The organism is Neobacillus sp. S1227 (assembly GCF_055385255.1).
Window position 1 is genome coordinate 4,646,388 of the sequence record NZ_AP038276.1, and the last position, 13,163, is coordinate 4,659,550.

At 42.0% G+C, this 13,163-nt stretch carries 12 protein-coding genes and 1 other annotated feature; of the genes, 3 read left to right on the forward strand and 9 right to left on the reverse strand.

Translation table 11 applies throughout. The features are described from left to right. Window positions 1–406 precede the first annotated feature (406 nt). From ACZ5AE_RS23330 to ACZ5AE_RS23350, 5 genes are all read right to left on the reverse strand, one after another. Window positions 407–712, reverse strand: coding sequence for a rhodanese-like domain-containing protein (locus ACZ5AE_RS23330; protein WP_464573720.1), 306 nt, complete (start codon window positions 710–712; stop codon window positions 407–409). Window positions 713–763: 51 nt separating this feature from the next. Next, the gene (gene leuS / locus ACZ5AE_RS23335; protein WP_464566907.1) at window positions 764–3,181 is read right to left on the reverse strand and encodes a leucine--tRNA ligase; all 2,418 of its coding nucleotides are present in this window, start codon (window positions 3,179–3,181) and stop codon (window positions 764–766) included. 41 nt (window positions 3,182–3,222) lie between these two features. Continuing rightward, window positions 3,223–3,444, reverse strand: a binding site (T-box leader). 135 nt (window positions 3,445–3,579) lie between these two features. After that, window positions 3,580–4,767, reverse strand: a complete 1,188-nt coding sequence (locus tag ACZ5AE_RS23340; RefSeq protein ID WP_464566908.1) for an MDR family MFS transporter — start codon at window positions 4,765–4,767, stop codon at window positions 3,580–3,582. 191 nt (window positions 4,768–4,958) lie between these two features. Further along, a complete protein-coding gene (locus ACZ5AE_RS23345; protein ID WP_464566909.1) occupies window positions 4,959–5,129 on the reverse strand; it encodes a glycogen biosynthesis protein GlgD in 171 nt (56 codons plus the stop codon). Continuing rightward, on the reverse strand, window positions 5,126–5,407 hold the full coding sequence (locus tag ACZ5AE_RS23350) for a YtzC family protein (protein WP_464566910.1): 282 nt from the start codon (window positions 5,405–5,407) through the stop codon (window positions 5,126–5,128). Before ACZ5AE_RS23350 ends, ACZ5AE_RS23345 begins: the two co-directional genes overlap by 4 nt. A 202-nt stretch (window positions 5,408–5,609) precedes the next feature. Between ACZ5AE_RS23350 and mnmL the strand changes: the two genes are divergently transcribed. Together mnmL and mnmM are read left to right on the forward strand one after the other, a co-directional pair. Next, window positions 5,610–6,572 (forward strand): tRNA modification radical SAM protein MnmL/YtqA, encoded by a 963-nt coding sequence (mnmL, locus tag ACZ5AE_RS23355; protein WP_464566911.1) that lies wholly within the window; start codon window positions 5,610–5,612, stop codon window positions 6,570–6,572. Next, the gene (gene mnmM / locus ACZ5AE_RS23360) at window positions 6,569–7,141 is read left to right on the forward strand and encodes a tRNA 5-(aminomethyl)-2-thiouridylate-methyltransferase MnmM (protein ID WP_464566912.1); all 573 of its coding nucleotides are present in this window, start codon (window positions 6,569–6,571) and stop codon (window positions 7,139–7,141) included. Before mnmL ends, mnmM begins: the two co-directional genes overlap by 4 nt. A 28-nt stretch (window positions 7,142–7,169) precedes the next feature. On the opposite strand, the gene ACZ5AE_RS23365 is transcribed toward mnmM, so the two are convergent. Together ACZ5AE_RS23365 and ACZ5AE_RS23370 are read right to left on the reverse strand one after the other, a co-directional pair. After that, the gene (locus ACZ5AE_RS23365) at window positions 7,170–8,255 is read right to left on the reverse strand and encodes a tetraprenyl-beta-curcumene synthase family protein (protein ID WP_464566913.1); all 1,086 of its coding nucleotides are present in this window, start codon (window positions 8,253–8,255) and stop codon (window positions 7,170–7,172) included. Window positions 8,256–8,272: 17 nt separating this feature from the next. Then, on the reverse strand, window positions 8,273–9,076 hold the full coding sequence (locus ACZ5AE_RS23370) for an alpha/beta hydrolase (protein ID WP_464566914.1): 804 nt from the start codon (window positions 9,074–9,076) through the stop codon (window positions 8,273–8,275). Window positions 9,077–9,228: 152 nt separating this feature from the next. On the opposite strand from ACZ5AE_RS23370, the gene ACZ5AE_RS23375 reads away from it, so the two are divergent. After that, window positions 9,229–9,753 (forward strand): gamma carbonic anhydrase, encoded by a 525-nt coding sequence (locus ACZ5AE_RS23375; RefSeq protein ID WP_464573721.1) that lies wholly within the window; start codon window positions 9,229–9,231, stop codon window positions 9,751–9,753. Window positions 9,754–9,774: 21 nt separating this feature from the next. On the opposite strand, the gene asnB is transcribed toward ACZ5AE_RS23375, so the two are convergent. Next, on the reverse strand, window positions 9,775–11,673 hold the full coding sequence (gene asnB / locus ACZ5AE_RS23380) for an asparagine synthase (glutamine-hydrolyzing) (RefSeq protein WP_464566915.1): 1,899 nt from the start codon (window positions 11,671–11,673) through the stop codon (window positions 9,775–9,777). Window positions 11,674–11,907: 234 nt separating this feature from the next. Then, window positions 11,908–13,110 carry a methionine adenosyltransferase gene (gene metK / locus ACZ5AE_RS23385; RefSeq protein ID WP_464566916.1) on the reverse strand — a complete coding sequence of 401 codons (1,203 nt, stop codon included), beginning with the start codon at window positions 13,108–13,110 and terminating at the stop codon, window positions 11,908–11,910. Window positions 13,111–13,163: the final 53 nt, after the last annotated feature.

A 13,163-nucleotide genomic window follows, 5' to 3' on the forward strand; every position in this document is an offset into this window, starting at 1 on the left:
AAGCGAAGATTTTTCCGCTAAATGGAGAATAGGACTCATTCCAACGTAAATAAGGGAAGGTTCTTCGCTTAAACAAAGCAAAATCCCCAATATTGAAGTTTTTTGAGTTAATAGGGGAAATTTCTTCGCCTATTTAAGTTATTCTTAATCTTATTTACTAAATAAGGGAATTTTCTCCGCTTATCAAACTCTCTTTAGTGTCTGATGAACTTATACAACTTGCGGTTGCTTTAGTCAGACAAAGAAAATTTGAAAAAAGGCTTAGAGATATTTTCATCTCAAAACCTTATGGACTGTGCAATATACTGTGATTTGTGTTGTGAAAGGTTATGTGATTTGCTATGTGGTTAGGGTTGTGATTTACCGTTTTGCACCTCACAAGTAAACTTGTTAAAATTGGAATCAGTTATTCTGTTTCACCAGTCCACTCAAGCATACCGCCCACCATGTTGCGGACCTTGTAACCTTGCTCCTGCAGGTAATGGCAGACATTTCCGCTGCGGCCGCTGGATCGGCAGATGAAAATATATTCTTTGTCTTTGTCAAAATAATCAAGATGTGCCGGGATATCGCTCATTTTGATATGCTTGGCTCCTGGAATCATGCCCATCGCCACCTCATGATCTTCCCTGACATCGACCATTTCAGGCTTTTCTCCTGCTTCAAGCTTCTTTTTTAATTCTTCAGTTGTAATGGTTTTGATTTCTTCCATTTTATCCATTCCCTTCAAAAGAGGCTGCCCCAAGGACAGCCTCCTATAATATTAGTTAGCGACAATGTTTACAAGTTTTCCTGGAACAGTAATCACTTTGCGAACAGTTTTCCCTTCGATTTGTTCCTTAACTCGGTCATCATCCATTGCAATTCCTTCAAGTGCTTCTTTGCTTGCATCGGTCGGAACCAATAGCTTCGCTTTTACTTTGCCGTTGACCTGAATCACAATTTCAACTTCGTTATCCACTAGCTTCGCTTCATCATATGCAGGCCAAGCTTCATAGGAAATTGTATCAGAATGGCCTAATTTTTCCCAAAGCTCCTCAGCAATATGCGGTGCCACCGGTGAAAGAAGCTTAACGAAGCCTTCGATGAAATGCTTTGGAAGAACAGTTGCTTTATAAGCTTCATTAATGAATACCATCATCTGAGAAATGGCAGTATTGAAGCGCATTCCTTCGTAATCTTCAGTCACTTTCTTGACAGTTTGATGGTAGACTTTTTCCAGATTGGAAGCTTCTTCGTTAGGCTGAATTTTTGGATTCAATTCACCGTTTTCCTCCACCAGCAAACGCCAGATCCGGTCTAGGAATCGTCTGGAACCATCCAAGCCATTTGTAGACCAAGCGATTGAAGCATCAAGCGGTCCCATGAACATTTCGTATAGGCGAAGCGTATCTGCACCGTGAGTATTCACGATATCGTCCGGATTGACGACGTTGCCTTTTGATTTACTCATTTTTTCATTGTTTTCGCCAAGAATCATTCCTTGGTTAAACAACTTTTGGAACGGCTCTTTTGTTGGTACTACACCGATATCATACAAGAATTTATGCCAAAAGCGGGCATACAGCAAGTGAAGCACGGCATGCTCAGCACCGCCAACATAAATGTCAACTGGAAGCCATCGCTTTAATTTTTCCGGTGAAGCTAATGCTTCCTTATTGTTTGGATCGATATAGCGCAAGAAGTACCAGCAGCTTCCAGCCCATTGCGGCATGGTGTTGGTTTCACGGCGGCCCTTTTTGCCTGTGACAGGGTCAACTACATTTACCCAATCCTCAATATTGGCAAGCGGTGATTCACCTGTTCCGGACGGTCTGATCTCGGTTGTTTTTGGCAGCATTAATGGCAGTTCCTCTTCAGGTACGGCTGTCATGGTGCCGTCTTCCCATTGGATAATTGGAATTGGTTCACCCCAATAACGCTGACGGCTAAACAACCAGTCGCGAAGACGGAAGGTAACCTTTTTCGTGCCAATGCCTTTATCTTCAAGCCAAGAAATCATTTTATTAATCGCATCTGCTTTGTTCAAACCATTCAAGAAGTCGGAATTAACGTGTTCGCCATCTCCTGTATATGCTTCTTTTTCAACATCGCCACCTGCAACAACCTCTTTAATTGTCAGCTCGAATTTTTTCGCAAATTCATAGTCGCGCTCGTCGTGAGCAGGAACGGCCATAATTGCTCCAGTACCATAGCTGACTAATACATAGTCGGCAATCCAGATTGGCATTTTCTCACCATTAGTAGGATTAATGGCATAGGCTCCAGTGAATACCCCAGTCTTTTCCTTTGCAAGGTCCGTACGTTCTAGGTCGCTTTTTGATTTTACTTTATCTAAATAAGCGTCAACTGTAGCCCGCTGCTCCGCTGTTGTAATTTCATCTACCAAAGGATGCTCAGGGGCAAGCACAGCATATGTGGCACCAAATAGTGTATCAGGGCGGGTCGTAAATACAGTAAAGGTTTCATTGTGTCCATCGATTTGGAAAGTCACTTCCGCACCCTCGGAACGGCCAATCCAGTTTCGTTGCATTTCTTTTAAGCTTTCCGGCCAGTCTAGTTCTTCAAGATCTTCAAGGAGACGATCGGCATAGGCTGTAATTTTTAAAATCCACTGTCTCATTGGACGGCGTTCAACCGGATGCCCGCCGCGTTCACTTTTTCCATCAATCACTTCTTCGTTAGCTAAAACCGTTCCAAGCGCTGGACACCAGTTGACCGGTACTTCATCAACATAGGCAAGGCCTTTTTCCCATAGCTTTAAGAAAATCCATTGTGTCCATTTATAATACTCAGGGTCTGTTGTGTTGACTTCACGGTCCCAGTCGTATGAGAAACCAAGCGACTTAATTTGTCTGCGGAATGTGTCAATGTTTTTCGCGGTAAATTCAGCCGGGTCATTGCCTGTATCTAGAGCGTATTGCTCAGCAGGCAGCCCGAATGCATCCCAGCCCATTGGGTGAAGCACATTGTAACCCTGCATCCGCTTCAGACGCGAAAGAATATCTGTTGCAGTATATCCTTCAGGGTGCCCCACATGCAGTCCTGCCCCTGAAGGATACGGGAACATATCTAAAGCGTAGAATTTCCGTTTGCCCGGATCTTCGCTTGTTTTAAATGTTTTTTCTTCTTCCCACTTCTTTTGCCATTTCTTTTCGATTTGTTGATGATCGAAACTCATATCAGTAATCCTCCTTAAAAAATAAAAAAACTCTCATCCCCAACAGGGACGAGAGGATTGTATGTATCTTCCCGCGGTACCACCCACATTAGTGCCATGCACTCGCTTCATTAATCCTTAACGCGGAATACGGCAAACATTACTTTTTGTTCATGCCTGCAACTCCCAGGCGAGTTCATGATCCTCCCGGTTGACTTGCACCTGCCGTCAACTCTCTATTCTTCGGGTCTAAAATCACTACTACTCCTGATCACTGTTATTACAATATAAACATAACGTAATTGTATTAAATTTTCTAACAGTATGCAAGTAAACTTGAGCCTATTTTCATGGTTGACAGGGAAACCTTATTTTAAACATTAAAACCACAGTCAATCGGCTGTGGTTGAGGATAGTAATTATAGAGCTTTTGCCGTTACCTGTTCTCGAGCTTTCAAATGGCGGTCATATACCAGCGTTGTAATGATTGCAATGAAAAATAATCCGATTAAGATTGTGAATAAAGCAGACATGCTGTACAAATCGACAATGATGCCGCCAAGGAGCGGGCCAATCATTCTCCCGCCGGTCGCCGTGCTGTTCACAATACCTTGATAAAATCCTTCCCGGCCCTTAGGAGCCAAAGCGAACGCCAAGGTTGGCACTGCCGGCCAGACGAACATTTCCCCAATTGTTAATATAATCATCGCAGTCAGAAACCCGGTGAATGCCCCCGCATTTCCAGCTACTATAAAAGAAACGATAAAAATAGTAATTCCGATCAGGATTTGTACTTTAAGTGATGCAGTTAGATGTTTTAAAATACCATTTAAAACAGGCTGCCCCAATACAATTAATGCCCCGTTTATTGTCCATAACAAGCTATATTGTGTGAGGGAAATGTTGATTTCCTGCGTATAGGAAGCAATTGTTGTGGTCCACTGGACATATGCAACCCAGCATAGTAAATATCCCGCACTAATTATAAGTAAAGCTTGCAGATTAGCTTTGCTATTTTCGGTTGGAGCAGTTTTGATGTTTGTTTCTCGCTTGGCTCTGTCAATCACCATTCCTTTATAGCCGAATAAGGCAATCAGCAAAAATATTACATACATAACGGTATTTGCCAGGAAGATAAGTTGAAAAGAATAATCGGCAACAATCCCACCTAGAGCAGTACCGACAGCAACCCCGAGGTTTTGAGCAACATAAAGCGCATTAAACGATTTTCGTCCGCCCTCTCTCCAAACCAAACCTGCCATAGCATACATAGAAGGAAAAATAATGCCTGTTCCAAATCCAACAATAGTTAAAAAGACAACGTAGTATGGCCAGCTATGCCAGATGGTTAGTGCCACCAAGGCTAGAAGTGAAATTCCGATTCCCAAAAGAATCGATTTGTAGCCGCCTAATTTATCATATAAATTTCCACCAAACAAATTTCCAATTACGGTGGCGCCTGCATTTAACATCAGGACGATTCCTGCAACCGAAAGGGACTTACCTAAATAATCGTGAATATAAATTGTATTTAAAGGCCATAAAAAAGAAGAGCCTATTACATTCACTGCCATCCCAATGATTAAAAGCCATAAGGCACGTGGCATGAAAAACGCTCCTTTGATAAAAAATATTTAAAATATCCTTGGTAATTTTAGCCCTTTTTCAGAAGAAGCGCAATCATTTTTGATTACCATTTTTCGCATGGAAGAGATTATGAAAAATCTGATTCGTTGAGGGTTTTGTAAATGGAAAAAATCCCTCAACAAAACGTTGAGAGATTTTATTAGAAATAAGATTAACTTTTTTCCTGGTGGAATTTCGATTTTACAGGTTGGCCGCCCGTTTGTTCATACTTCTTTTTAGCTTGTTTAATGATGTCTGCATCTTGTCCAAACTCAATGTCCTGATTATTAATTCCATTCCGCGTTTTTTGTTCAGGGTTTTGCTGTTTTGAACGTTTTTTCAAAACTGTTCTCCTCCTCGGGTCCCTTGTAAAATCAAACTATTTTGCAGCTGCTGAACCTGCAGTCTCATTCTGTGCAGCTGTTCCCGCTGTTGCCCATTAGCGCTATGAGCCATCGTGCAGATATCCTGATACGTCTGCTCAAGATTTTGCAGCGCCGTGGTATAATCATTATCATTGTAATGCTCTTGAAGACCGCTTTGCTTATACTGCTGCTCGGCGAAGCGAAGACAATCCTCCACCTGCTGCGTTAGGTTTTCCATTGATTCGCGAGTAGCCATGTAAGAACCCCCTTCTTGATATGGCCCGACCTAAAATCATTCAATTGAAGCACACAGCTTCATTTCTTATTTTGTTCCCCATTCTTTTTCCTATTACACGATTGAATTGATAAATCCTGGCAGTGATAAATACTGTTGGATAAGGAATTCCTTCATGATAAAATTGAATTTATGCAATTAATAATAAAGGAGTTTTTCCTGAATGTTTCAGACAAAACCTTTTCCATATGCAATTGATGATAAGCGTTACCATACATGGAATTACCACCTGCGTCAGCAATTTGGTCATAAGGTGTTTAAAGTAGCCTTAGACGGTGGCTTTGACTGCCCGAATCGTGACGGTACTGTTGCCCATGGCGGCTGTACGTTTTGCAGTGCCGCAGGATCTGGCGATTTTGCCGGAAACCGGATCGAAAGCTTGGAGAAACAATTCAACGATATAAAAACAAAAATGCACACGAAATGGAAAGACGGCAAATATATGGCCTATTTCCAAGCATTCACCAACACCCATGCTCCCGTCGAGGTCCTTCGTGAAAAATACGAAACTGTCCTTAAGCAGGAAGGAGTGGTAGGTTTGTCGATTGCCACCCGGCCTGATTGCCTTCCTGATGATGTTGTGGAATATTTGGCCGAACTAAATGAAAGAACATATCTATGGGTTGAGCTTGGACTGCAAACAGTTCATGAACGAACTGCTGGGCTAATCAATCGTGCCCATGATTTTCAGTGTTATGTCGATGGTGTGATGAAATTAAGAAAGCACGGTATTAATATTTGCACCCATATTATTAACGGACTCCCGCTTGAAACCTATGATATGATGATGGAAACTGCGCGTGAAGCCGCGAAGCTGGATGTGCAGGGAATTAAGATCCACCTTCTGCATCTGTTAAAAGGAACACCAATGATAAAGCAATACGAAAAAGGAATGCTCGAATTTTTATCAAAGGAAGACTATGTAAACTTAGTATGTGACCAATTGGAAATTTTACCGCCGGAAATGATTGTTCACCGAATTACCGGTGATGGACCGATTAATTTAATGGTTGGACCGATGTGGAGCGTTAATAAGTGGGAAGTCTTAAACAGTATTGATGCAGAATTAAAAAGACGGGACAGTTGGCAAGGTAAGTTTTTTCAAGAGGAGTTTGTTGACCGATGAAACTGGAAAGAATTCTTCCCTATGCCAGAAAGCTACTTCAAAAAGCGGTTAGCCCAGGTGATATAGTTGTGGATGCCACATTAGGGAATGGGCATGATACTGTATTTCTCGCTGACCTGGTTGGAGAAAGCGGCCATGTTTTTGGTTTTGATATTCAGGAACAAGCAGTACAGGCTGCTCAAGAACGTCTTAAACAACATGGGCTGTCAGAAAGGGCCTCTCTTTTTCACGCTGGTCATGAAAAAACCGCCGAGCTTATATCAGCGGCTTATCACGGTAAGATTACGGGTGCCGTTTTTAACCTTGGCTATTTACCTGGCAGCGACAAAACGATTGTCACTCAGCCTGAGACAACCATCACTGCAATTGAACAATTGCTTGAATTGATGGCTCCTGAAGGAATCATCGTTGTTGTTATTTACCATGGTCATGAAGGAGGCGCGATTGAGCGCGATGCCCTTTTAGAATACTGCCGCAGCCTGGACCAAAATTTAGCCCATGTCCTTCAATATCAATTCATCAATCAAAAAAACAATCCTCCATTTATTGTGGCGATTGAAAAAAAATAAACCAGGCCTGTGCCTGGTTTTTTTGTTATTACATTTTCAAAAGCAGCCGAGTCACAAATGATGGCAACGCTTTTTGCAAAGAACGGTACATTAGTCCATTAAAATAAAAGAAATAGCTAGTCCAGCCACCTGCTTTGATGACTTTTTTGGCAAGCTTCCTGACAGCCTTTTGCCTGCGGACCTTCGAATCGGATAAATAGATGCCAAGTAAGCCGCGATTAATAAGCTGATGAAATCCTTTGTGAGGAAGAAACTCGGTATGCTTGTCCGCTTCCACAACAAAATGCTTTAAACGATTAAAAAGTGTCTCCTGGTTTTCGTAATAAAAACAGAAATTTAGGTCGCCGCCAGCCATATCCTCCTCTTGATCAATAAAATAATCCAAAAGAATATGGAGGCCTTGTATATACGGAAAATAGCCATTGCGGATATTTTTAGCATCGCTGGCTGTAAAATCATCCCGCATCGCGTAGGATACTAGACAAAATATCCCTAATGTCGAACCTGAGCAGGCTGAAAACTCGTACCACTCCATTTTCGGCAAGTGGCTTTGATGGCGTTGAAACCAATTCTCAAGCCTGGGCACCCGTTCTTCCTTTTTTACATGCTTGTGAATTTGCAAATCACAATAGTATTCACAAAGTTCAAGCATATATTTCTTTATAAATTCATAATGCTGCAATTCCCTTAAAACACTGCGGCATGTCTCCGACAAATCATTTAAATAACCGCCGTCATCCTGGTCGTCGCGGAGGCGGTAATAGTTTTTCCGATCCGCATGTAATACAAGGGAATCCGACATCGATTCATGAAGAGCCGCAAAATCATTTGGATCAAGCGATGTGCTCCGGTCACAAAGATTGTCTAAGTAATCGCTGATTGTTTGATATGCGACGATAAACTTGACCGCTTGTTTATAGTGCTCATTTGCAGTCAAAGCCATTATGGCGCCGCCTTCACAATGAAATGTCTTGTGCTCGATGCTGGCAAGTGCCTGCTTTCTGAGTTCTGGATTAGGAATTTCTCCGGCGCGATTTTTCCAATACGCCAATTCTTGATGGACAGTCGGAATGATTTTGCGATAGACCCTCGACATAAGTGTGATTGGCTTCATGGAAAAAGTCCCCCCTTTTATACGATATAACCGATAGCTTTTAGCTGGCTGTAAACAAAATCCTTAGCATATTCAAATACTTCTTCGCGTTCAGGTTCATTAAAAATTTCGTGGTAACATTTTGGCCATTCTTTAAATCTTTTTTCCGATAATGGCGCATGATTAAACCATTCTTTCACGTTTAATTTATTGACAATTTTGTCATCCCCTGCCTGCATTACCAGCATGGGTACATCCCGTGTTTTCGCAAGGTTAAGGAACGCTTGTTTAATAGCATCTGCAAGTTCACGATACCATCTTACCGAAACCTTTGTCACGTAAAGAGTATCATTCGAATCGGCTTCCCTGACATCCTCATTCCTCGTTGCCATTTGTACGGTCAGCCCTGAATTCATTCTAAAGGACGGAAAAACTACATTTAAGGCATAGGAAAGCAAGTTTAATAATTTGGATGGCGGCTTGACCAAGCCTAAACATGGTGAGGACAAAATCACGCCAGCAATGTTTACTTTCTCTTCCTGAAGGAGCCGAAGACAAATCAATCCGCCCATACTATGCCCCAGTAGAAAAACAGGCAATTCATAACGGTAAGCAGCTTGAACCCAATCCTTTACTTCAAATATGTATTCATCAAAGGAATCGATATGTCCGCGGCGCGATCGTGTTGTCATTCCCTGCCCGGGAAGGTCGGCCATAATGACATGAAAGCCGGACGTACGCCACATCTCAATCAGCCATCCGTAGCGGCGATGGTGCTCCATGGCGCCGTGTACTATGACAATAACAGCCTTCGCATCCCCTTCTGCTTCCCACTTCCACATAACTGATCCCCCTAAAACGTTATCATTTTTTGTATTTTACCATATAGGAAAGATGAATAAGAATCTAAATGAATTTTTTTATTGCGATATTTTTGTAATTCCTTGTCTTGATTCGCTAAAATAGAATTATCATTCTAAAAGGAGCGAGCATGATGATTTACCCTTTTAAAGATAAATACCCTGTAGTTGCCGACACTGCTTTTATTGCAGATTATGTAACCATTACAGGGGATGTTGAAATCGGCGACGAATCCAGCGTCTGGTTTAATTCCGTTATCAGAGGCGATGTAGCGCCGACAAGAATCGGCAACAAAGTAAACATCCAGGACAATTCCGTCCTACATCAAAGCCCAAATAATCCACTTATTTTAGAGGATGAAGTGACCGTTGGCCATCAGGTCATATTACATAGCTGCATCATCCGAAAAAGGGCACTTATTGGAATGGGTTCAATCATTTTGGACCAGGCGGAAATTGGCGAAGGCGCCTTTATTGGTGCGGGCAGTCTCGTTCCGCAAGGCAAGAAAATCCCTCCTAATACATTAGCATTTGGAAGACCCGCTAAAGTTATTAGGGAAATAACTCCTGAAGACATTAAAGAAATGGAAAGAATCACAAGAGAATATGCAGAAAAAGGACAATTTTATAAATCCCTGCAAAAAGGCACCCAATCTTAAACGATGGGTGCCTTTTATCATTTAGCTGCTTGCTAATACTGTCTCTTTTTTATACTCGCTTTGAAAGGAGTATACTCCTTCAACATACACCTGATGCCAAACCATAAACATAAGAACGGTCCAAATTTTCCGGCTGTTATCGGCTTTATCCTGACAATGGTCATCAAGAAGCTTTAACAGGTATGACTTATTGATTAAATGATCTGTCTGGCTTTCACGAATGATATTTTTTGCCCAATCATTCATCTCAGCCTTTAGCCAGTGGCGGATCGGAACAGGGAAACCAAGCTTTCTCCGGTTTAGAACATGGTCAGGAACGACCCCCTCGGCGGCCTTCCGCAAAACATATTTGGTGGTGCCGTTAGCTGTTTTCAAGCTAGTTGGGATTTTCGAAGCCACTTCAAACACTGCCTTATCTAAGAACGGCACACGCAGCTCCAATGAATGAGCCATCGTCATTTTATCAGCCTTTAGCAAAATATCGCCGCGCATCCAAGTATGGATATCGATAAATTGCATCCTGTCAACCGGATCGTAGCCTCTTGATTCCTCATAAAGAGGCTTCGTAATATCGGTATAGTTCAAGCCTTCACGATAGACACTTAATAGCTCGCGTTTTTCCTCTTCTTCAAACATCTTGGCATTACCAATGTAGCGCTGCTCCATTGGTGTCACGCCGCGTTCAATAAAGCTCTTTCCTTTCATCCCTTCTGGAAGCATATCAGCAATTCCTTTTAGGAGGACCTTTCCGACTCTAGGTATTTTATTAAAAATCTCCAAATCGCCAGGCTCGCGGTAAATATTATAACCGCCAAATAATTCATCAGCGCCTTCGCCGGAAAGAACAACCGTAACATGTTTTCGCGCTTCACGGGCAACAAAATATAACGGCACACAGGCTGGATCGGCAAGCGGGTCATCCATATGCCAAATAATTTTCGGAACTTCTTTCATATATTCCTCAGGGGTGATCACATAACTGATATTTTCAACACCCAGCTTTTCAGCCGTTTCCTTGGCGACATCAATTTCGCTGAAGCCATTGTGCTCAAATCCGACGGAAAACGTTTTAATGGCCGGATGGAATTGCTTTGCAATAGAGGCAATGATAGAAGAGTCAATCCCGCCTGACAAGAAGGAACCAACCGGAACATCACTGCGCATGTGTTTTTCTACTGAATCAAACAGAATATCTCGGATTTCCTTTACGAAATCATCTTCCGATTTAAGTACTGGATGAAAATGTGCTTTCCAGTAGCGGTTCATTTCCATCTTCGAGCCAATTTTTTTAGTGAAATAATGGCCTGGTTCAAGCTTTTTAATCCCTTCTGACAGGGTATCAGGCTCTGGAACGAACTGATAGGTTAAATAATGCTGCAAGGAATCATAATCCAGCACATCATTTTCAATAGCCAGCAAAATGCTTTTTTTCTCAGAGGCAAAGAAAGTTCTGTCACCATCCTCCATATAAAAGAATGGTTTAATGCCAAACGGATCTCGTGCCCCATAAAGTGTTTGTTCCTGCTTATCCCAGATTACAAAAGCGAACATCCCCCGTAAGCGCTCAACTGCTTTTTCCTTTAGATGGCTGTAGAGGGCAATGATAACTTCTGTATCCGAGCTTGTGGAAAAAGTTAGTCCTTCTTTGAGCAACTCTTCACGAAGCTCAACATAGTTATAAATTTCACCGTTAAAAATAATCCAGTATCTTTCGTTTTCATACGTTAGCGGCTGATGCCCGGATTCAATATCAATGATACTTAACCGGCGGAAACCAAATTGAATATGATCATCATAATAATAACCATCATCATCTGGTCCGCGATGGGTAATAATATCGTTCATATTTTTAAAAAGCTGCTTTTCTTCGTCACGATAATTTTGCGTTTTGTCATGTACACAACCGATAAAACCGCACATTATGTACCTCACCTACTCTATTTCAAAATATCCTTTTGTAAAAACATACTCTCTAATACTACCACTTTTTTTTCAAAAATGGCACTGTGAAACAAAAGGAAAATCATGTATCATCATTTTTCACTGCAATAGTCCTACTTAAACATTTTATTCCAGTTTTTAAAACACTGAACAAGAAAATTTACGATTTAAAGAAAAATGGGAGTTACACCTTAATGCAACTCCCACTCCATATTATTTTCCTTCCGCCTGCTCACGTAATGCATCTGCCTTATCAGTGCGTTCCCAAGGAAGATCAACATCCGTACGACCAAAATGTCCGTAAGCTGCTGTTTGCTTATAGATGGGACGGCGTAAATCCAGCATTTTAATGATTCCAGCAGGGCGCAGGTCGAAGTTTTTACTTACTAAATCAACCAAAACCTCTTCGCTGACTTTACCTGTGCCAAAAGTATCAATAGAAATCGATACCGGTCTTGCTACACCAATCGCATAAGCAAGCTGTACTTCACATTTTTCGGCTAAACCTGCTGCGACAATATTTTTTGCAACATACCGTGCAGCATAAGCAGCTGATCGGTCAACCTTTGTCGGGTCCTTACCGGAAAAAGCGCCGCCGCCGTGACGGGCATAGCCTCCGTAAGTATCTACGATAATTTTGCGGCCGGTCAGTCCTGCATCCCCCTGCGGTCCGCCGATTACGAAGCGGCCGGTTGGGTTAATAAAATATTTTGTATTTTCATCGATTAATTCTTTTGGAACAACAGGATTAATGACATGTTCCTTAACATTTCGCTGGATTTGCTCTAGTCCAATTTCCGGATGGTGTTGGGTGGAAATAACGATTGTATCAATCCGAACCGGTTTGTTGTTCTCATCGTATTCGACCGTTACTTGTGTTTTTCCGTCCGGACGAAGGTATGGAAGGATATCCTCTTTGCGAACCTCAGTCAACCGGCGGGAAAGCTTATGGGCTAAAGATATTGGAAGAGGCATCAGCTCTTTCGTTTCGTTACAGGCGAAGCCGAACATTAAGCCTTGGTCACCTGCACCAATTGCTTCAATTTCTTTATCTGACATTTGACCTTCACGGGCTTCAAGTGCTTGATTGACACCCATGGCAATGTCAGGAGACTGTTCATCAATAGAGGTTAACACGGCACATGTTTCCGAATCAAAACCATATTTCGCACGAACATAGCCTATTTCTTTGATCGTCTCACGAACAATTTTTGGGATATCTACATATGTAGTGGTAGTGATTTCGCCGGCAACAAGAACTAAGCCGGTCGTTACTGATGTTTCAGCAGCTACGCGGGCATTTGCATCCTTTGCTAGAATGGCGTCTAAAATTGAATCAGAAATCTGGTCGCAAATCTTATCAGGATGACCTTCAGTTACTGATTCAGAAGTGAACAAATGGCGTTTCGGTGACATCTGAATTCCTCCTATAATAATGAAATAATGAGGCTGCTTTTTTCAAAGGTTAA

Bases quoted from the DNA above. Each gene is read 5' to 3' on its own strand.
- ACZ5AE_RS23330 (WP_464573720.1), bottom strand. From the start codon at position 712: ATGGAAGAAATCAAAACCATTACAACTGAAGAATTAAAAAAGAAGCTT.
- leuS (WP_464566907.1), bottom strand. From the start codon at position 3,181: ATGAGTTTCGATCATCAACAAATCGAAAAGAAATGGCAAAAGAAGTGG.
- ACZ5AE_RS23340 (WP_464566908.1), bottom strand. From the start codon at position 4,767: ATGCCACGTGCCTTATGGCTTTTAATCATTGGGATGGCAGTGAATGTA.
- ACZ5AE_RS23350 (WP_464566910.1), bottom strand. From the start codon at position 5,407: ATGGCTACTCGCGAATCAATGGAAAACCTAACGCAGCAGGTGGAGGAT.
- mnmL (WP_464566911.1), top strand. From the start codon at position 5,610: ATGTTTCAGACAAAACCTTTTCCATATGCAATTGATGATAAGCGTTAC.
- mnmM (WP_464566912.1), top strand. From the start codon at position 6,569: ATGAAACTGGAAAGAATTCTTCCCTATGCCAGAAAGCTACTTCAAAAA.
- ACZ5AE_RS23365 (WP_464566913.1), bottom strand. From the start codon at position 8,255: ATGAAGCCAATCACACTTATGTCGAGGGTCTATCGCAAAATCATTCCG.
- ACZ5AE_RS23370 (WP_464566914.1), bottom strand. From the start codon at position 9,076: ATGTGGAAGTGGGAAGCAGAAGGGGATGCGAAGGCTGTTATTGTCATA.
- ACZ5AE_RS23375 (WP_464573721.1), top strand. From the start codon at position 9,229: ATGATTTACCCTTTTAAAGATAAATACCCTGTAGTTGCCGACACTGCT.
- asnB (WP_464566915.1), bottom strand. From the start codon at position 11,673: ATGTGCGGTTTTATCGGTTGTGTACATGACAAAACGCAAAATTATCGT.
- metK (WP_464566916.1), bottom strand. From the start codon at position 13,110: ATGTCACCGAAACGCCATTTGTTCACTTCTGAATCAGTAACTGAAGGT.